The organism is Trueperella pyogenes (genome assembly GCF_001070855.1).
GTDB classification, from domain to species: domain Bacteria; phylum Actinomycetota; class Actinomycetes; order Actinomycetales; family Actinomycetaceae; genus Pauljensenia; species Pauljensenia pyogenes_A.
The window spans coordinates 91,470-110,559 of sequence record NZ_JVLH01000012.1 but is presented as its reverse complement, the minus strand read 5'-3'; the positions used below and the strand labels follow the sequence as shown (position 1 = coordinate 110,559).

The 19,090-nt window shown below is 56.6% G+C and carries 14 protein-coding genes and 1 tRNA gene; 1 reads left to right on the top strand and 14 read right to left on the bottom strand.

The window, feature by feature from the left end:
* Nucleotides 1-24: 24 nt before the first annotated feature.
* Nucleotides 25-1,056, bottom strand: a complete 1,032-nt coding sequence (locus ADG72_RS05870; protein WP_048713288.1) for a bifunctional UDP-N-acetylglucosamine diphosphorylase/glucosamine-1-phosphate N-acetyltransferase GlmU — start codon at nucleotides 1,054-1,056, stop codon at nucleotides 25-27.
* Nucleotides 1,057-1,085: 29 nt separating this feature from the next.
* Nucleotides 1,086-1,156, bottom strand: a tRNA-Gln gene (locus tag ADG72_RS05865).
* Between the two features lie 101 nt (nucleotides 1,157-1,257).
* On the opposite strand from ADG72_RS05865, the gene ADG72_RS05860 reads away from it, so the two are divergent.
* Nucleotides 1,258-1,869 carry a TetR/AcrR family transcriptional regulator gene (locus ADG72_RS05860; RefSeq protein WP_239667680.1) on the top strand — a complete coding sequence of 204 codons (612 nt, stop codon included), beginning with the start codon at nucleotides 1,258-1,260 and terminating at the stop codon, nucleotides 1,867-1,869.
* Nucleotides 1,870-1,880: 11 nt separating this feature from the next.
* Here ADG72_RS05860 and ADG72_RS05855 read toward each other — a convergent pair whose 3' ends face one another.
* The 12 genes from ADG72_RS05855 to ADG72_RS05800 form a co-directional block, all read right to left on the bottom strand.
* Complete coding sequence (locus ADG72_RS05855; protein WP_048713280.1) at nucleotides 1,881-3,365, bottom strand: alpha-amylase; 1,485 nt, start codon at nucleotides 3,363-3,365, stop codon at nucleotides 1,881-1,883.
* A gap of 213 nt (nucleotides 3,366-3,578) precedes the next feature.
* Nucleotides 3,579-5,255: a phospho-sugar mutase gene (locus ADG72_RS05850; RefSeq protein ID WP_048713277.1), complete on the bottom strand. Its 1,677-nt coding sequence runs from the start codon at nucleotides 5,253-5,255 to the stop codon at nucleotides 3,579-3,581.
* Nucleotides 5,256-5,257: 2 nt separating this feature from the next.
* On the bottom strand, nucleotides 5,258-5,911 hold the full coding sequence (deoC, locus tag ADG72_RS05845; RefSeq protein ID WP_009408268.1) for a deoxyribose-phosphate aldolase: 654 nt from the start codon (nucleotides 5,909-5,911) through the stop codon (nucleotides 5,258-5,260).
* Nucleotides 5,912-5,931: 20 nt separating this feature from the next.
* Nucleotides 5,932-6,639: a purine-nucleoside phosphorylase gene (gene deoD, locus ADG72_RS05840; protein WP_019127261.1), complete on the bottom strand. Its 708-nt coding sequence runs from the start codon at nucleotides 6,637-6,639 to the stop codon at nucleotides 5,932-5,934.
* Nucleotides 6,640-6,695: 56 nt separating this feature from the next.
* Complete coding sequence (locus tag ADG72_RS05835; RefSeq protein ID WP_048713273.1) at nucleotides 6,696-7,979, bottom strand: thymidine phosphorylase; 1,284 nt, start codon at nucleotides 7,977-7,979, stop codon at nucleotides 6,696-6,698.
* 83 nt (nucleotides 7,980-8,062) lie between these two features.
* On the bottom strand, nucleotides 8,063-8,479 hold the full coding sequence (locus ADG72_RS05830) for a cytidine deaminase (protein ID WP_239667679.1): 417 nt from the start codon (nucleotides 8,477-8,479) through the stop codon (nucleotides 8,063-8,065).
* A gap of 30 nt (nucleotides 8,480-8,509) precedes the next feature.
* Complete coding sequence (locus ADG72_RS05825; RefSeq protein WP_048713268.1) at nucleotides 8,510-9,784, bottom strand: ABC transporter permease; 1,275 nt, start codon at nucleotides 9,782-9,784, stop codon at nucleotides 8,510-8,512.
* Nucleotides 9,781-11,043: an ABC transporter permease gene (locus tag ADG72_RS05820; RefSeq protein ID WP_048713265.1), complete on the bottom strand. Its 1,263-nt coding sequence runs from the start codon at nucleotides 11,041-11,043 to the stop codon at nucleotides 9,781-9,783. Before ADG72_RS05820 ends, ADG72_RS05825 begins: the two co-directional genes overlap by 4 nt.
* Complete coding sequence (locus ADG72_RS05815) at nucleotides 11,043-12,605, bottom strand: ABC transporter ATP-binding protein (protein ID WP_048713262.1); 1,563 nt, start codon at nucleotides 12,603-12,605, stop codon at nucleotides 11,043-11,045. Before ADG72_RS05815 ends, ADG72_RS05820 begins: the two co-directional genes overlap by 1 nt.
* Nucleotides 12,606-12,709: 104 nt before the next feature.
* Nucleotides 12,710-13,807, bottom strand: coding sequence for a BMP family lipoprotein (locus ADG72_RS05810; RefSeq protein WP_019127267.1), 1,098 nt, complete (start codon nucleotides 13,805-13,807; stop codon nucleotides 12,710-12,712).
* A gap of 422 nt (nucleotides 13,808-14,229) precedes the next feature.
* Nucleotides 14,230-16,530, bottom strand: coding sequence for a bifunctional metallophosphatase/5'-nucleotidase (locus tag ADG72_RS05805; protein WP_048713259.1), 2,301 nt, complete (start codon nucleotides 16,528-16,530; stop codon nucleotides 14,230-14,232).
* A gap of 33 nt (nucleotides 16,531-16,563) precedes the next feature.
* A complete protein-coding gene (locus ADG72_RS05800) occupies nucleotides 16,564-18,819 on the bottom strand; it encodes an ExeM/NucH family extracellular endonuclease (RefSeq protein ID WP_048713257.1) in 2,256 nt (751 codons plus the stop codon).
* Between the last annotated feature and the right edge of the window lie 271 nt (nucleotides 18,820-19,090).

Genomic DNA, 19,090 nt, shown 5'->3' with positions numbered 1-19,090 from the left:
TTTTTCGTCGAGCAGTATCCTTATTCACCGTTCGATCGAAGTAAAAGGCGTTACTATCGTATCGCCTTCTAGGCGTGTGTTACTGACCCAGGCGGCAGGTACTCGGCACCCTGGCCCGACCTGCGCATTCGTCAGTGTTGTTCCCGGGCCAATTTCACAGCCCGTGGCGATCTCGGTACGACCGCGCAGAACAGTATTGGGATAGATCGTCGTATCTGCATCAATGCGGACATCGCATTCGATCCATGTGCTTGAGGGATCCACAATGGAAACGCCCGCACGCATATGTCCCACGCAGATCCTACGGTTCATTTCTGCGGCCAATTCGGCAAGCTGGACACGGTCGTTGCAGCCCTGCGCCAACCATTGGTCGTCAAGAACAACACCGTTTGTTACGCGGTCCGCCTGGTATGCCTGGGCAAGGACATCCGTGAGGTAAACCTCACCCTGATTGTTATTGGTCCCAACGTGCATCAAAGCATCGCGAAGGAACTCGCCATCAAATGCGTAGATCCCAGCATTGATTTCGCTGATCTGACGCTCTGCTTCAGATGCATCTTTTTGTTCGACGATTCGACAGACATCACCGCTTGTCTCATCACGAATAATCCGCCCGTAGCCTGTGGGATCATCGACAATGGTCGTCAGCACTGACACCGTTGCACCGCGCTCATTATGAGAGCGAAGAAGAGCATTCAGGGTGTCTGCATCAAGCATGGGGACATCACCGTAGGTCACCAGGATCGTGCCCGAAAGACTATGACCACGGCGTAGAAGCTCATCAAGAGCACATTGCACCGCTCGACCGGTTCCGGGAATATCATCCTGGTCTGCAATGATCACATCGGGGTTATTGCGCAGGATTTCCGCAGCGACGAGTTCGCGCTGGTGACGGACAACCGCAACAAGATGATCGGGGTGAGTCCCCGCAGCTGCGTGCAGTGCGTGGCCAATCATTGAACGCCCGACGACTGGATGAACAACCTTGGGAAGGGAGGACTTCATTCGGGTTCCAGCGCCGGCGGCCAGAACAATCACTGCTGTGGGAGTAGTCATGTCGCCCTTTCACGCGCGCTCATCCTGAGCTCCGCCCCTAGGATTCGAACCTAGACTAAAGGCACCAAAAACCTCTGTGCTGCCGTTACACCAAGGCGGAAGGACACATAGATTGTGCCATAAACACACCGTGTTATGCCATCTAGAACCTCCAACACCGTCTGCGTGTACGGTTAAGACATGGCCGAGAAGCGGATGAGAATGAGCGCTTTTGCGCGTCGCGAGCAATTGGTTGCCGTGGGACGTGCGACTTTTGCCGCAAAGGGATTCGACGGCACCAGCGTCGAGGAAATTGCCACTCACGCAAAGATTTCAAAACCCGTCATCTATGAACATTTCGGGGGAAAAGAAGGCCTCTACGCCGTGATCGTCGACCGGGAAGTCCAGGCACTCATGAGTGCATTGGAAGCCGCTCTGGATTCCCATAAGCGCCCGCGAATGATCCTTGAGGATTCAGCACTTGCCTTGCTGAGCTACATCGAATCTCATACGGATGGTTTCCGAATCCTGGTGCGTGATGCCCCGCAGAATTCAACGTCCGGCTCTTACTCTTCACTGCTTGGAGATGTCGCTATTAAGGTTGAGCATCTCTTGGCCGAGCAGTTTTCTCACGCACATATGGATCCCAAGTGGGCTCCCCTGTATGCGCAAATGCTTGTCGGCCTCATTGCACAGGTGGGACAGTGGTGGCTTGACGAGCGTCGAATGAGCAAGGAAGAGGTCGCCTCGCACGTCGTCAACCTTGTGTGGAACGGTATGCGCAATCTGCGCCCCTCCCCCGTCCTCATGACTTCCGCAGACGAGGCCAAGTAGCAGTTCTCCCCTTACAGGCGCGCGGCCTCGGGAAAGTAAACGGAAAGGCCACCGTCGGAAACCGGGAAAGTTGCCCACCCGTCTTCTTCGATAACGACGGCCGGGTGCTCGCCAATAGCGCACACCCAGGTCTCACCCGCGCGCCAGTTTCCTAGGAATAGACGCTTCTCGCCGGCAAGGCGGTCTGAAAGGATGACGGCGCAGCCAGTCGATGGGTCGCCTTCGATTCCCTGGCGAGAAAAACCGACGACATCGGGATCATCAAATGCGTCGAATTGCGGGCCTTGGGCGGCCTCCTTCCGCACGCGCATAAGAAAAGGCAATTCACTCACAGCAGGAAGAGAATCACCACTGCCCAGAAGGTCTCCCCAAAAGACGCAGGGCACTCCACTATCACGCAGCAAAATCAAGGCGTAAGCAGAAAGCTTGAACCAAGGAGCAACGGTGGACTCTAGTGATTGTCCCGGTTGTGTGTCGTGGTTTTCCACGAAAGTGACGGCCAATTCTGGACGAGTCCCAACCAAGGTATTGGCAAAAAGCTGCGAAAGATCAAAATTTCCATCCGAGACAGAAGCCTCGTGGAAGTGAAAATGCAGTGGGACATCAAAGAGCGCAACATCGGGGACCCGGTCAAGGTAGGAGCACAGCTGCCCCACATCGTAGCTCCAGTACTCCCCTACAGCGGGAAGAAGTTTACCGGTTGCTTCACGTAAATTTGGCAGCCAGCGCACAAAGAAATCTGAACCGATGTGTTTAACGGCATCCAAGCGCAGGGCATCGACGCCCGTAGTTTCGATGTACCAGCGGCCCCAGCGGTCTAATTCCTCATTAACCTGCGGTGAAGAGACATCGACATCGCAGCCCATGAGGTAGTCGTAGTTGCCTAACTCCTCACCGGCAGTCGGGTCCCATTCTTTACCGTCGAAAAGCCAAACAGCATTGCTCTTCGTGTTTTCATCCCAATCAATACCGTTGAAGCATTGCCAATCCCATTGGAAATCGGAATAAGCTCCAGCCCGACCTGGGAAAGTAAAACGGGTCCATGCTCGGATCGTTTCTTCATCGGAGATCACCTGCATTCGGTTCCCCGGATCAACCCTGCGAGCTCGAACGTCTTCGGTCTCATCCCCACCCAGGCGATGGTTAAAGACAATATCGGCGATTACGTGAATACCAGCGGCATGAAGGGCATCAATGGCAGCCAGATACTCTTCCTTTGTCCCGTACTTTGTCCCGACGCTTCCCTTTTGGTCGAACTCACCCAAGTCATACATGTCGTAGACGCCGTAGCCGACATCTTCGCGTCCCATATAGCCCTTATAGGCGGGCGGAAGCCAGACACCTTCAATTCCCAGATCCGCAAGGTCCTGGGCCGAAGCGGCAATGCTCCTCCACAGGCTTTGATCGGCGGGGAGATCCCACGCGAAGGCTTGCAAAAGCAGATGATCGTGAAAATCTTGCGGCTGCGTATCTGATGCGGTGTGTTCTTCGCTCACACCTTTATCCTGCCAGCCTCAATTGTTTGCCGCGAGTCAACCGCGCACAAGTGGAAATAGAGCGATCAATAATGGAACAGCGATTCCCAGACAGTTGCATCGCAAGGAAGCGAATAAGACTGGTGGGTGCCGCCCACATGCGACACCCACCAAAGGTTTTTCGCGCCGCGGCTACTGTGCGCACGGCTCAGCAACTGCGGCCTCGGAACCTATTTAGATCCCGATCGCAGCGCCAAACTCAGCCTTGATGCTCTCTAGGCGAGCGCGAGCGGCTTCCCAAGGGACCTCGGCTCCTTCCTCAACGGGAAGAATCACTTCCAGATAGCACTTGAGCTTAGGTTCGGTGCCCGAAGGACGAGCGATCACGCGGTCTCCAGCGGTGGTGGTGACCATCAGCGCATCTGTTCCTGGAAGGCCGTCCCACCCCTTCGATAGGTCCACGACGCCTTCAACCTCAGCACCGGCAAGGGTTGTCGGCGGCTGAGCACGCAGGCGCTGCATTCCTTCAGCAATAAGCTCCAGTCGATCGACACGGAAGGTCAAGGGAGCGGTCACGTGCAGGCCATACAGGCGTGCCATGCGTTCCAATTCATCCTTCGCACTGCGGCCCTGAGCCTTGAGCTGCGCGAAAAGGGAGGCTGCGACGACGGATGTTGCAATACCGTCCTTATCGCGTACACGCGAAGGATCGGGGCAGAAACCGATTGCTTCCTCGTAGCCGAAGTAGAGGCCAGGAACGCGGGCAATCCACTTAAAGCCGGTCAGCGTGTGCTGGTACTTCAAGCCGCGCCCCTCAGCGATCTTGCCCAAAAGTCGCGAGGAGACAATCGAGTTCGCAAAAACCGCGTCAGAAGGTGCGCTCTGAGCACGGAATTCACCCAGCAATGATCCGATCTCATCACCGGAGAGCTGACGCCAGCCGGTCGCAGATTCACTGTCGGGAACAGCGAGCGCACAGCGGTCAGCATCGGGATCAACAGCAATGATCAGATCCGATCCGTGCTCGGCGGCGTTCGCGATTGCCAGGTCCAACGCCCCAGGTTCTTCCGGGTTCGGGAAGGAGACGGTCGGAAAATCAGGATCCGGATCGGCCTGCTCGGCAACCAGAGTGACATTGGTGAAGCCGGCTTCTTCTAGGACCTTCTTGGTGAGTGCAGCGCCCACACCGTGCATTCCCGTCAGAGTAATCCCCAGGTCCGCCTTGCTTTCAGAGCTTCCCGAGGCCAACGAGGCTGCGCGGGCAATGTAGTCTTCGCGGGGATCCACGTTGACGATGAGCTCATCATTTTGTGCAATTTGATCAGCAAAGGGGGCCGATGCAATCGCCGAGGCGATCTCTGCATCAAAGGGAGGAACAATCTGGACGCCCTGACCGGCATCCGTCACGACCGTTCCGCCCAGATAGACCTTGTAGCCGTTGTCGCGAGGAGGATTGTGCGAGGCGGTCACCATGATTCCCGCGTCTGCGTCCAGCTCGCGCACCGAGAAAGCGGTGAGCGGAGTTGGGTTCATCAGGGGAAGCAAGAGCACCTCGCATCCCGCTGCCGAGGCCACACGCGCGGCTGCGTGAGCGAAGTCAACCGAACCGTAGCGGGCATCGCATCCGATGACGACACGCGGAGTGCGCGGAGCATGCTTGAGGAGCACTGCACACAAGCCAGCCGTCGCACGGATAACAACCGCAAGGTTCATCCGCGACTCGCCGGCACCGATCTCACCACGCAGGCCAGCAGTACCGAATTGCAAGGGACCATTCATGGCACGTGCAAGTTCGAGTTCTGCGTCCTGATCGCCTTCGCGAGCGGCTTGGACCAATGATCCGAGCTCTTCGGCGGTTACGGGATCCGGATCGTGATCAACCCACTGTTGGGCACGTTCAATAAGGTTCATATTCAGTCCTCAAGGCCTTCAAGAATTGCTGCGGTCGCCGACACACCCAAACGGTTTGCTCCGGCATTGATCATGGCGACAGCGGTCTCTGCATTGCGGATACCGCCCGAGGCCTTCACTCCCACACCCTCACCAACGGTCTCACGCATGAGCTTCACTGCGTGTACGGATGCTCCACCTGCAGGGTGGAAACCGGTTGAGGTCTTGACGAAATCTGCACCGGCAGCGACCGCCGCGCGGCAGACTGCGACGATTTCTTCATCGGTCAGGGCAGCCGATTCGATGATGACCTTCAGGACCTTACCCGCGGGGATCTCTGCTCGAACCGCGCGGATTTCGTCTTCGACCTGATCAAACTTGCCTTCTTTTGCCAGGGCAATATTGATGACCATATCGATCTCGTCAGCACCATCGGCAATAGCCTGCTTGGCTTCGTAAGCCTTGACATTCGGCTTCACTGCCCCCGAAGGAAAGCCCACGACGCAGGCAACCTTGAGTCCTTCAGGAACCTCGAGCGGGAGCATCGAAGGGGACACGCACACGGAATAGGTACCAAAACGTGCACCTTCCTCAACAATCCGCGCGACATCGGCACTAGTCGCCTCGGGCTTGAGGATCGTGTGGTCGATCAGATGTGCAACTTCAGACTTCTTCATACTTTTCCTTTTTCAGGTCCTCAGATCTGCGCCAGAGGAAGTGCAATTTCCATCATCTGGGTGAAGGCGGTCTGACGCTCGTGTGCGGTGGTTTCTTCACCGGTCACCAGCGAGTCAGAGACGGTAAAGATTCCCAGAGCTTCAACCCCGGCTTCGGCGGCAGTCGCGTACAGGCCCGAAGTCTCCATTTCAATGGCCATGATGCCCATCTTCTGCCAGCGCTCATTAAAGGTCGGATCGGCATTGTAGAAAGTGTCCGAGGAGAGGACGTTACCCACGTGGGTGGTCACTCCCTTTTCCTTTGCATTCTCGCGCACAGCCTCGATCAGACGGTAGGAGCCAATGGGGGCATAGGTTCCCGGGATGTTGTATTGATCGATGAAGTTCGAGTTCGTGCATGCTCCTTGAGCGATGACGACATCGTAAAGGTTGATTCCCGGCTGGAGTGCACCACACGTACCCACGCGGATCAGCTTCGTGCAGCCAAAAACATGGATGAGTTCCCACGCGTACAGCGAGATCGAAGGAATACCCATACCCGATCCCATAACGGACACCGGGGTGCCCTGGTAGGTACCGGTGAAGCCCAGCATGTTACGCACCGCGTTGAATTGCTGCGCATCCTCAAGGTAGGTCTCGGCAATGAACTTGGCGCGAAGCGGATCTCCGGGCAGCAAGATGGTCGGCGCGATTGGGGCAGTCGGGTTGATGTGCGGTGTCGATTTCATGCTTGTTTACTCCAATACGTGTGTGGTGGTGTCGCTTGTTCGGTCGGGTATGAGTCTTAGCCCACGCGGTCCAAAATGATGTGACGAGGAGCGGGTGCGGTTTCGCTGATGACCACTCCCCCATCCAGTGCTTCAAGAGCGCGGGGAATGCGCCATTCGTCGTCGGTGTGCAAGGTAAAGAGCGGTTGGCCTGCCTTGACCTGGTCGCCGGGCTTGGCATGGATTTCAATACCCGCACCAGCCTGCACCGGATCGTCCTTGACTGCTCGTCCGGCACCCAGCCTCCACGAGGCCACGCCCACGCTGAGCGCATCCATTTCGGAAAGGTAGCCATCGGCCTCGGCAGTGACAGTGTGGGTCAGCGTTGAGGTCGGCAGCGCGGCATCGGGGTCTCCCCCCTGCTCACGGATCATTGCGCGCCAGGTATCCATCGCACGACCGTCCTTGAGTGCGGCCTCGACGTCGACATCGCTCTTACCGGCCATGGAAAGCATGGTCCGGGCAAGCTCAACGGTTAATTCCACGACATCTGCGGGACCGCCGCCGGCCAGAACCTCAACGGATTCTTCAACCTCAAGCGCATTACCGACCTTGAGTCCCAGCGGGGTCGACATATCGGTGAGCAGCGCTTGGGTCTTCACACCGGCGTCTCGTCCAAGGTCCACCATGGTGCGGGCAAGCTCGCGGGCGTTGTCAATGTCCTTCATGAATGCGCCGCTGCCAACCTTAACGTCCAAGACCAGTGAATCGGTGCCTTCGGCAATCTTCTTCGACATGATCGAAGAAGCAATCAGCGGAATGCAATCGACGGTTGATGTGATATCGCGCAGCGCGTAGAGCTTCTTATCTGCAGGGGCAAGTCCCGCACCCGCTGCGCAAATGACAGCGCCGCAGCCTTCGCCCAGCTGATGGTAGATCTCTTCGTTAGACAGAGCGGCACGCCAGCCGGGGATGGCCTCGAGTTTGTCCAAGGTTCCGCCTGTGTGGCCGAGGCCTCGGCCGGAAAGCTGCGGAACGGCAACGCCAAAGCACGCAACCAGGGGTGCAAGAGGAAGGGTGATCTTATCGCCGACACCGCCAGTGGAGTGCTTATCGGCGGTCACTCGGCCAATTCGAGCGAAATCCATACGTTCGCCGGAATCAATCATGGCCTGGGTCCAGGTGACGATTTCTTCCCGATCCATTCCACGCAGGAAGACGGCCATGGCAAGCGCTGCCATTTGTTCGTCTTTCATGACCCCGCGCGTGTAGGCATCAATGGTCCACTGGATTTCTTCGGTGGACAGTTTCCCGCCATCGCGCTTCACGCGGATGACGTCGACGGCATCAAACTGTTTCATGATGTCCTTCCTGGGTGTTGTTGTCGGCTATGTGTGTGGCGGACGTACATGTCACCTGATGACACATACGCCCGCCACAATGATTAGTCTTCAGTGAATCGCGCCGAGGCGACTTCGGTTAGATCGTGCGGACCAAAAGCTCCCGGGAGCACCTGCTTCATGGTCATGACGCCTTCGGGCATCAGAACCAAGCAGTCATTCCCACCGTGCTCAAAAATAAGCTGGCGGCAGCGTCCGCAAGGAGCCACGGGTTCGCAGTTTCCATTCACTGCAACGACCGCTGCTAAGCGGCCTCCGCCCGAGCGCACCATCTGCGAGACCATCCCGCATTCGGCACACAGGGTCACGCCATAACCGGCATTTTCCACATTGCAGCCCGAATAGGTATGTCCATCGGTTGTCAGTCCTGCCGCACCAACGGGGAATCCGCTATAGGGGCAGTAAGCCTGCTCCATTGCCGAGATCGCAAGATCCTTGAGTTCTTCCCAATTGATATCCATGTTTGGGTCCTTCATCTATCTAGCCGTCGATCACTTCGTGTAGGGAATGTTTTCGGCTGCCGGCGGACGCGACTTTCCGACGAATCCAGCGACCGCAATGATGGTCACGATGTAAGGAATCATCGAAATCAGGTCCGAAGGAATGGACTGCTCAAGGTTGGGCAGCAAGCGGGCAAGCGCCTGAGCGAAACCGAACATGAGCGCTGCGCCCATAGCACCGATCGGGTGCCACTTACCCAAAATCATTGCCGCAAGAGCGATGTAGCCGTTACCTGCGGAGATATTGTCGGTGAAGAAGAGGCCCGAACCGATGGTGAAGAATGCGCCGCCCAATCCAGCAAAACTGGAAGCGAGGATCGCATTGAGGGTTCGCGTGCGATTGACGTTGATGCCCACGGTATCGGCGGCTCGCGGGTGCTCACCACAGGCGCGAAGGCGCAGGCCCCAGCGCGAGCGGTAAAGGTAAACCGCCAAGAAAATCACCGTGGCATACATCAGGTACACCAAGATGTTGTGGTTGAAGAGCACGGGACCAAGAATTGGGATCTCACCTAGGAGCGGGATCTTGATGTCTGGGAGCGAGAACCTGTTGGTGTTGAACAGCTCGGACTTCGTCGTCATCCACGTTCCGTAGAAGAAGGTCGTCAGGCCCACTGCTAGGACGTTCAAAACCACACCGACGATGATCTGATCCACGCCGTACTTGACCGAGAAGAGTGCCAAGAGGCAGCCAAGGAATGCGCCCGCGATCGGAGCGGCAATCAAACCTGCCCACGAGGTCTGGAAGAAGGAGGCTGCCATGACGCCTGCGAAAGCACCCAAGAGCAGGTCGCCTTCAATGGCGATGTTGACAACGCCAACGCGTTCGGAGACAACGCCCGAAAGGGAGCCGAAGATCAGAGGCGTCGAGATTGCCACTGTGGAGTAGAGGGTGGAGGTCAGTGTTACGACACCGGCCGAACCCGAACCCGCGTAGATCAAGAAGCCAAAGACCGTCGCAATTCCCGCGACAATCATCATGGTGACGTCAAGCCACCGCGGATTTTGACGACGTGCCCACACCGAGTAGATCGACCAGGCTGTCACCAGAAGGGTGAATACCGTCAGTACCAGAAGGATGGGACGACCGGGGGTGACAATATCGTCGATATTGATGCTCTGGGACTTGTCGTTGAGCCTGATTGTGACATCGCCACTGACCTTGACGACGAAAAGAATCTGCAGAAGGGCTGCCAGAACGTAGACGACCGGCATCTTCCACGAGCGCTTCAGCTGAACGTCATTCATTGCGCGCGTCTGGCTCATCGTGCCTCTCCTTCCGCATCGGTGGAGGCACCATCGATGGCGGCATCGCCGCCCTTGGATGCTGCGTCTTCCTTCACTGCCGAGGCCACGGCCGGGGTCTTCCCGTCTTCTTCAGAGTGCTCACCGCTGAGTTCAGCGAGCTCAGCACGCAAGCTCTTCTTGGTTTCCTTTGGCAGATGGAAGAGCCAGCGGACCAGCATGGGAGCTGCGATCAGCAAGACGATCACTGACTGGAGGATCAAGATCATATCGATCGGAACACCCTTGGCCTGCATGGTGTAGCCACCGGCTTTGAAGGCACCGAAGAGGATACCTGCACCCAGAGTACCCAGAGGCTTGTTGCGGCCCAGGAGAGCAACCGTGATGGCATCGAAACCGATTGAACCAGCGATGTCTCGGGAGACGTAACCAACGGTACCCAAGGCCTCGTTCGCACCTGCAAGTCCCAGGAAAGCGCCCGAGATTGCCATGGTAATTGCGGTGATCTTTCCGACTGAGATACCAGCGGTACGGGCGGCGTCGGGGTTCGCACCAACTGCGCGAATTTCAAAGCCGAGGGTCGATCGCTCAATAAGCCACCAGAAAACGATGACCGCAAGGAGCGCAACAAAAAGGCCAACGTGGATCTTGAAGGGCGCATCCAAGATACGGGTGAAGGCAGCTGAATCCGCGACCTTCGGGGTTTGAGGCTGATTAGAACCGGGAACCTGCCAGGACTTCTTCGAGAGGATGTATCCCAGCGCCAAGGTCGCAATCGAGTTCAGCATGATGGTGACAATGACTTCGTTTGCCCCGGTCTTTGCCTTCAGAACACCGGCAATTCCCGCATAGAGCGAAGCAGCAACCATTGCGGCAAGAAGAGCAACAAGAGTGTGAACGACGGGCGGCAGGTTCATTGCGAAACCAACCCAGACAGCGGCAAGAGCACCAAAGATGATCTGGCCATTACCACCGATGTTGAACAGGCCTGCGCGGAAGCCCAAGGCAAGGCCCAAGCCACCCAATACCAAGGGGATGGAGAAGAACAGGGACTCTGTCAGGGGTTTGATCTGACGCTGGAAACTACGAGCTGTTGGATCAAAGATCGCTCCGCGGAACATCGCGTAGTAGGCATCGAGTACCGATGCACCGGTCATCGCGATCAGAATGGCACCGATAGCGAAGGCGATGAGAACCGCAAGGATGGAAACGAACCATCGCGATCCCAGGATATGACGGCACACAATCAGTGCCTTCGAAGGACGCTTTACCGCGGTCATCAGTTCTCCTCCACGTGTGAATCCGAAACCTCAGCGTGTTCGTGCACGCCTTCTACGGCCTCGTCATAGGGAACACCAGCCATCATCAAACCAAGAACGTCACGCGGGGTGTCCGCGGGAACAACCCCCATCACGCGGCCTCGGTACATGACGACGATACGATCGGCCAGCGAGATCACTTCATCCAATTCCGATGAGATCAGAAGGACGGGAATGTTCTGGTCGCGCACCTCAACAATGCGCTTGTGAATGAATTCAATAGAACCAACATCCACACCGCGGGTCGGTTGGTTCGCAACAAGCAGGTTGAGATCCTTCGACATCTCGCGCGCGACAACAACCTTCTGCTGATTTCCACCCGAAAGCGAGGAAATCGGGTCATTGATTGAAGTCAAACGAATATCGAATTCCTGCTCTTTATCGCGCGCGTTCTGAGCAATGGCCCCCAGCTTGAGCATTGGGCCCGATGCAAAGGAGGAATCCTTGTACTGGTCCAAAATGAGGTTCTCGGCGATGGAGAAAGTAGAAATAATGCCATCGGTCGATCGGTCTTCGGGAATGAAGCCAACACCGGCGTCCAAAGACTTTCGAGGACCCGCGTAAGAAATATCTTCGCCTTCTAGAAGAATTTCACCAGAATCTGGGGTACACAGACCCAAAACGGTTTGCGCCAATTCGGTCTGGCCGTTGCCCTGCACACCCGCGACTGCAACGATTTCGCCACGCTCTACCGCGAAGGAGACGTGATCAAGAAGCGGAACGCCCTGGGGCGAAAGCATGGAGATCGCTTTGAATTCCAGTCCCCCACCAGTGGGCGCTGCGGGAGCTTTTTGAACACGCATCATGACGGAGCGGCCGACCATCTTATTCGCCAGCTCTGATTCAGAATCTTGCGGGGAGGCCTCGCCCACAACGGTACCGCGTCGAATCACGGTAATTTCATCTGCAACGGCTCGAACTTCGCGAAGCTTGTGTGTGATGAAGACAATCGAGGTCCCCGCGTCGGCAAGCTGACGCATGATCGCCATGAGTTCGTCAGTTTCTTGGGGCGTGAGCACTGCCGTTGGCTCATCAAGAATAAGGACCTTCGCCTGGCGCGACAGTGCTTTAACGATTTCGACTCGCTGCTGAGCGCCGACCGAGAGATCTTCAATGAGCGCATCGGGATCAAGATCGAAACCAAATCGCGCTGAAACCTCTTTAACGGTCTTGCGTGCTTGAGCAAGATCAATCAAGCCGCTTGCCTTGGTTGGTTCAAATCCCAGTGCGATTGATTCCGCGACGGTAAACACTGGAATCAGCATGAAGTGCTGGTGAACCATGCCGATGCCGGCTGCGACCGCGTCGCCGGGGCCATCGAAGTGGACGGGCTTTCCATCGATGAGGATTTCACCTTCATCGGGCTGGTGAAGGCCGTAGAGCACGTTCATCAACGTTGATTTACCCGCTCCATTTTCACCCAGAAGTGCGTGAATGTGGCCTTCTTCAATTGTCAGGTTGATGTCGTTATTTGCGACCAGAGGACCGAAACGTTTGGTGATCCCCTTCAGTTCCAATTTCACTCTACTGCGCCCCTTCTGCGTGGTCGAGCTCCCGTTTCAGGATAGCCGAAAAAAGTGGGGCGCGATGGTCGAAAACCACCGCGCCCCAACCTAAGATTTCCGCGTCACTTCGGGGAGTTTGCGGACTCAACCTTCAGCTCGCCCTTCTTGATCTGATCGGTGAGCTTGGTCAGCTCATCCTTCAGATCCGAGGGAACCTTGGAGTCGAAATCGTGGAAGGGAGCGATGGAAACGCCACCGTTTTCCAGGGTGCCCACGTAGGGGGTTGCAGTGAACTTGCCGTTCACGGAGTCCGTGATGGCCTGCTCAACCGAAGCACCAATTTCCTTCATGACCGAGGTCAGAACGATCGACTTGTAGTCGGGGGCAGATTCGTACCAGTCGGAGTCAACACCGATGATGTAGGTCTTGCCATCAGCCTGTGCAGCTGCTGCTGCACCCAGGCCCACGGGGCCGGCGACGGGCATGATGATGTCAGCGCCCTGGTCGATGAACTGCTGTGCCTGCTGCTTGCCCAGTGCCTGGTCATCGAAGGACTGGGTGAAGGAGCCGTTCTGAGTTGCCTTATCCCAACCGAGGACCTGGACATTGGTGCCCTTGGCCTTGTTGTAGGCGGCAACACCATCGGCAAAGCCGTCCATGAAGACGGTAACCGAAGGAATCTGGATACCACCGAAGGTGGCAACCTTGCCGGTCTTGGACATGCCTGCTGCGGCGTAACCCGCAAGGTAGGCGGCTTCAGCGGTGTTGAAGAGCAGTGGGCGTGCGTTCTCGACGGTGACGGTCTTGTTGGAATCATCAGAGAAGGAGGAGTCAACCAGTGCGTAGTGAACATCCTTATTCTCATTTGCAGAGGCGTGGAGCGCCTTCTCGAGGTTGAAGCCAACGCCGATGATCAGGTTGCAGCCGTCGGAAACCATGGATTCGGTGTTGGGCACGAAGTCTGCCGAGGAGGAGGACTCTGCCGTGTTGATCTGAATACCGAGCTTGGACTGTGCGGCCTTCAGACCGTTGTATGCGGACTCGTTGAAGGACTTGTCGTCCCAACCGCCTGCGTCCGACACTGCACAAGCCTTGAAGCTTGCGCCCTTCGATGCTGCGTCAGAGCTAGATTCTGACGAGGCCTTCTGGCCGGATGAGCACGCGGTCAGCGCGAGAGTTGCGACGCCGGCGACCGCAACAAATTTGGTGAGGGTCTTCATGCTGTATTTCCTCCACATAGGTTGTGTACATCCAGAGATGGATAGATGCGAGGATGCGATGAGACCCAGAATGGGCACATGCATCACCGCTTGCGAGAACGCATAAGTGTGCTGCGTTGACGCCCACTAATGAGTTTCACCCGTCACAATTAGGCGTGTCAAGGCGGATTGGATACAGCTCGATAACGAATCTATAAATCTCATCTTTTCCGCATAAATGCAGTAATTATTCATTTCTGAATCACAGTTGTCCTCTCAACATATGGGCACACTTGCATAAAACTGCCAAACCCTAGAAGAGACACACTCTGAGATTGACACAGTTAACAAAAACAGTGGGTGGCACAGCCATACGACCGTGCCACCCACGTGCGAATTCAGTGCTCAATCAGATTGAGATCTTCATGAGTACAGCATCCGTTTCAGTTCTTCTTGCGACGCAGAGCAAACCCTGCACCACCCAAGGCAAGAGCAGCCAAAACTGCAATTCCAGCTACAGAACCGGTCTTCGCAAGCTTCTTGCCCTTCGGGGCCTTCGGGTTCACCGCGGTGTTCGGCGTTGCAGGCTGCTGAACGGCGGGGCAAGCCACCGACACGGTCAAACCTGCGGCCTCGGGAACGACGGTCCCAAAGTCGGTCTCAACGGTGACGGGCAGGGAGAGCACTCCCCCTTCGGGCTTGGCAGCGCACACCGACATCGGCAGCGAGGCCTTCAAAGTTGCCTGGCCTGCGCCATCGGTCGTGATGACCGAGGCTTCGTCTGAGGCATGCAATTCACGCAGCGAGTTATCGACACTTGCGCTGGCGACAACCGACCCGAAGGAGACCTTGACATTCTGAGTCTTTCCGGGGCCCTCGGAGAAGGACAGGCCGCGCAAAGGCACAGTGAATTCCTGATCGGGAGTAAGCGTATCGCTGGGGAGCGTCACGCCGATTGCTTGCTTGAGGGTGGCGGCCTTAATGCCGTTGTGTGCACCCAGGTACTCGTTGAACTTATCGCGGTCGAGGTTGCCCAAAACCGTCTTCGTGCCACGGGTCAGCGCCGGGAAGGTGTCACCACCTGCGAGCAAGAAGGTAACGGATCCAACCGTGTACTCCTTGTTCATATCAATGGGTGCACCATTGACCAGCAGCGAGGTAATGCGCTCGCCGTAAGGCTTCGAGGCATCGTAGGTGTATTGAACATTCTTCGACAGGCCAAGCTTGAGCAGCGGGCGCGAGTTCTGAGAGTTCAGGTTCGTCTTCCACTGTTCTTCCAGAGCATCCTTCACATCGGAGCCCTTAATGGTTACGTATCCCAGCTCGTTCGAGAAGGGCATGACATCGTAGCTCTGCTTGTAAGTGATGGTGCCATCGCTACCGGGTTCAAGATCCGCGCGCAAACCACCGGCATTGATCATGCCGATATCAACGGGCTTTCCATCGGGTGTGCGAATGGTTTCACGCATCGCGTCGGCCGCAAGGTTACCCAGCGTCGATTCGATGCCGCGGTTACCGCCCTTTTCGATGCTTCCATCGGGGGCCTCGAAAATACCGCGGTGGAAGCTCTCGGTGTAGCCTCGTGCGACAACCTCAGCGCCGGCGACTGCCGCGGCCTGCTGCGCGCGCGTCACGACGGCCTTCGTTTCGGGGTCTTCACCGCATTCGTAAACGGTTGCAGCGGGGATCAGCTTGGTATCGGCCTTAACGACCTTTCCGGTCGCCGTGTCGTAGGAGATCTGGATGAGGCCCAGGTTATCCGTGTAGGAACCCGAGGCAACACCCGCGAGAAGCGGATTTGCAGAGGTGAGCGTGACCGGCGAATCGACGTGGTCGAACTCGTAAGGCACGTGCGTGTCGCCGCCCATGAGGCCGTCAACATCTGCGCTCATCTTCGGGTAGTTATTCTTCACGTCATCATCGAGCATGGCGATGACGATCTGTGCGGTTCCATCCTGCTTGAGCTTCTTTGCCAGCGTGTTGATCTTGGCGATCGGATCGTTGAAGGTCAGACCCGCAGTTGTTCCGGGGCTGAGCTTATAGGGCACGTCCCCAGCAATTGCACCAATAAATGCAACCGTCACTCCCGAGGGAGAGGTCCACAGCTTGTACTCTCCAAGGTAAGGAGTTCCCGAGCCCCAAGTTCCCATTCCGTCAACGTTTGCAGCCAGGTAGGGGAAATTCGTCTGAACAAACTCAGAGGGGTTCGATCCATCGACACGCTGCTTGAAGACAGCCTGGCCCATATCCAACTCGTGGTTACCCATGGTCGACGCCAAGGCATGCATCGTATTGAGGGCCTCGATGGTCGGGTTATCCTTCAGCGCACCAGAGGTGTAGGGGGACGCGCCAATATTGTCGCCGAGCAGGGTGAAGCTTGAGTTCGGATTCGTCGCCTTTGCTTTCTTGAGATAGCAATTCATCGCGGGAAGACCCGACTCGCTGATCTTCTTGGTCTTGCGATCCTTTTGCGGCTCAATGTGTCCGTGCACATCGGTCAGGTTGTACAGATCCAAGGTGACGATATCGGATGCTCCGCGCTCCGTTCCGACTGCGGGAGCCGGGTCAGGAGTCGCCTCACTTGCCGAGGCCTCGGCAGTGGGGGTGGCAGCAGGAGCTTCAGTGCTCGCTTCCGCTGTAGAGGTGGCATCGCTGGCGGGCTCCGCGAGCGCAGTCAGCGGGGTTGCAAAGAGTGCGAGTGCCGCACCGGTTGCAATCGCCACTCGTCGTGAAGTGGTGAACATATTGTGTGTTCCTCTCGTGATGGTTGGTGAGGGTCAGAGGGTCTTGCGGCGCAGCGCGCAACCGATTGCTGCCAAGGCCACGGCTCCCGCAATCAGCGGAATGCTTCCCATGGGACCGGTCGAGGCCAAAGTGGAGTGCATCGGCGTTGCTGCGGATTTCGGGGTGGGTTGCGTGGGAGCGTTCGGGGAGGTGGAGACCTGTCCCGAAGGCTCGCTGGTCGGTGCAACACTTGGATTGTTGATCGGAGTGATGAGGTTCAAACCGATGATTTCAGGATTGTGGTCCGAGGCGCGGTAGGGGTTATCGGCCTCGAAAGCCAGGTAGGCGTTGTAGTTGGCACGCGAGTACTCGAAGGCAATGCTCTCTTGAGCGTTCACGGCCCAAGACTTCACTTCAGTGATCAGCGGGTGTGCGGCAGGGTTCGCAAAGACGTGGTCCATCGATCCGGAGCGACCAGCATATACGTAGGAAGAGTCGCCGTGACCTGACTCGTGGGTCCAGCCGGCGTCGGTCAGGACTTTCAGCGGATCTTCCTTGGAATAGGCGTTGAAGTCACCAACAAGCACAGTTGGAGTTCCATCGAAGCGCTGAGCAAAAATGGCAAGTGCGCGGGCTTGCTTCACGCGGACTCCATTGGAATTACCCTGCCCGTCACCGTTATCGGTATTCGCGGCAGCTTCTGCGCCAGACAAGTTCTTCGGCGCGGAACCTTTCGACTTAAAGTGGTTGGCAATAACGACGAAATTCTTGCCTTCGTGGTTTGCGTCAGTGATCGGCTTGAATTCTTGAGCCAGCGGCTGGCGAGCAAGGCCCGTGTATGCGGGGTCGTCAAAAATGACTGAGTCGCCAACCGGGGTAATTGTTGCCTTCTTGTAGATGAAGGCAATGCGGATGACATCTTCGTTCGCGGGAACGGTTGAAGGACTGGGGACGTAGGCCCAGACCTCGGATCCGGCAGCGGCATTGAGCGCATTAACCAGGCTCTTGAGCGCACCATCACGGTCACCGCTGACACCGGAGGCTACGGGGTTTTCGATTTCTTCCAGTGCCACAACATCGGCATCGATAGTGTTTATCGCCTGAACGATCTTGGTTTGCTGGTTCGCAAAAGCTTGCGATGACCAAGCGCCGCGGAGCTTGCAGTTCTTGTCAGTCACGTACTTGTGGTCGCGGTCCTCGTATCCCTTGCATCCAGGTTCGTTTTCACCAAGATCAGAGAAGTAGTTGAGGACGTTGAAGGTTGCAACCTTCGTATCGCCACTGACTGTAGGAGCAGCGGGCCGCTCCCCCGTGATGGTCACCGGCGAGCGATCAGGGTAACCAGCGGTCATCTGCGTGGGCTGGAAAACGAAGCTTCCAAAGCGTGATTCCAAGACAACGGGTTTAGTGAAGGTGACGTGGTAGCCCACGCGCGCAGGTGCTCCATTGGCCAAGTAGGCGTAGCGCTCTTTGTGCCCGTTCTGCTTGAAATTCGTCAGGTCTGTTGTCGAGGCGTCATCCAGTTCAATAGTCTTGGCAGCATTTTCGGCCTCGTAGGCTTGAGCAGCGGCGCCAGGGGCAACAACGTCGGTGGCGGTTCGCAAAACCTCGGTTCCGGGGGTCAGCGAGAGTGTCCCGTATCGGTTCGTTTTGTAGTTATCCGTAATTGTCCAGGTGTCCTTGGGTAAAACCAGCATGGATTCAAGCGCTTCCATCTGGTCTTGAGTCGGCACACTGCTCAGTTCCGTTGGTTTAACGGGATCACAATCAGTGGCTGCAGTAATACTTTGCGGGACCAATTGGGTCAGACTCTGAGTTGAGGCGGTTGCATTCTTAACACCCACATATTCATCAACCTTACCTTTGACGACAACACAGTCACCGATGGAAGGCATTGATGCAGAGGACTTCCCCATAAAAACGAAGAGGCCATCGGAGGTGCTTCGCGAAGCATCCCAGGTTCCGCCTGTTCCGGGGGTTTGGATGGTGAAGCCCTCGAGGCCTTTGAGGTTTGCGTTCTCAGCCTTGGGATAGGCCGCGGTCACAACGCCTTTGGTTTCAACGGTTTGATTAATCAGGTGAGAGTTATCTCCATCACCTGGGGTTTGAATATCGCCGATGCTCACCAGCGTTGGTGCCGCGCGATCCTCGCCCTGGGTTTGCGAGGCCTCGGGCGCAGGAGATGCCATTTCCGCATCATTTCTTGGCGTTTCACCCCCTGCGGGGTCAGCGTAAGCCAGAACGGGCATTCCCATGAGCGAGAGTGTCGCAAGGGTGGTCACTAGTGTCCGATTCTTCGCATGCAGCATGTGCATCTCCCTCTCAAGGCGAACGAATCCGAATGCAGAAAACAGCGGGTGTCGTCTGCGAGGACAGAGCAGGCACACTCCTGACCTGTTACCCCAATCACTCAAAAGGTTAGTCCTGCTCAGAAGCCCTAAAGGACGTTTTCACAAAATCTCAGCATCGCTTTTGAGAATCATCAGCTTGTCCCCAGATAAAGGGAAGAAAGCGTCCATTTTCTGCAACTCTCTCCACTGCTGAGGAGATTTTCACTACTGTGGGAACATGTCTATACCT

Coding starts and splice junctions, on each gene's coding strand:
- ADG72_RS05805 (WP_048713259.1), bottom strand. CDS start 16,530: ATGTTCACCACTTCACGACGAGTGGCGATTGCAACCGGTGCGGCACTC.
- ADG72_RS05860 (WP_239667680.1), top strand. CDS start 1,258: ATGAGCGCTTTTGCGCGTCGCGAGCAATTGGTTGCCGTGGGACGTGCG.
- ADG72_RS05835 (WP_048713273.1), bottom strand. CDS start 7,979: ATGAAACAGTTTGATGCCGTCGACGTCATCCGCGTGAAGCGCGATGGC.
- deoD (WP_019127261.1), bottom strand. CDS start 6,639: ATGAAATCGACACCGCACATCAACCCGACTGCCCCAATCGCGCCGACC.
- ADG72_RS05810 (WP_019127267.1), bottom strand. CDS start 13,807: ATGAAGACCCTCACCAAATTTGTTGCGGTCGCCGGCGTCGCAACTCTC.
- ADG72_RS05820 (WP_048713265.1), bottom strand. CDS start 11,043: ATGACCGCGGTAAAGCGTCCTTCGAAGGCACTGATTGTGTGCCGTCAT.
- ADG72_RS05800 (WP_048713257.1), bottom strand. CDS start 18,819: ATGCTGCATGCGAAGAATCGGACACTAGTGACCACCCTTGCGACACTC.
- ADG72_RS05825 (WP_048713268.1), bottom strand. CDS start 9,784: ATGAGCCAGACGCGCGCAATGAATGACGTTCAGCTGAAGCGCTCGTGG.
- deoC (WP_009408268.1), bottom strand. CDS start 5,911: ATGAAGAAGTCTGAAGTTGCACATCTGATCGACCACACGATCCTCAAG.
- ADG72_RS05830 (WP_239667679.1), bottom strand. CDS start 8,479: ATGGATATCAATTGGGAAGAACTCAAGGATCTTGCGATCTCGGCAATG.
- ADG72_RS05850 (WP_048713277.1), bottom strand. CDS start 5,255: ATGAACCTTATTGAACGTGCCCAACAGTGGGTTGATCACGATCCGGAT.
- ADG72_RS05870 (WP_048713288.1), bottom strand. CDS start 1,056: ATGACTACTCCCACAGCAGTGATTGTTCTGGCCGCCGGCGCTGGAACC.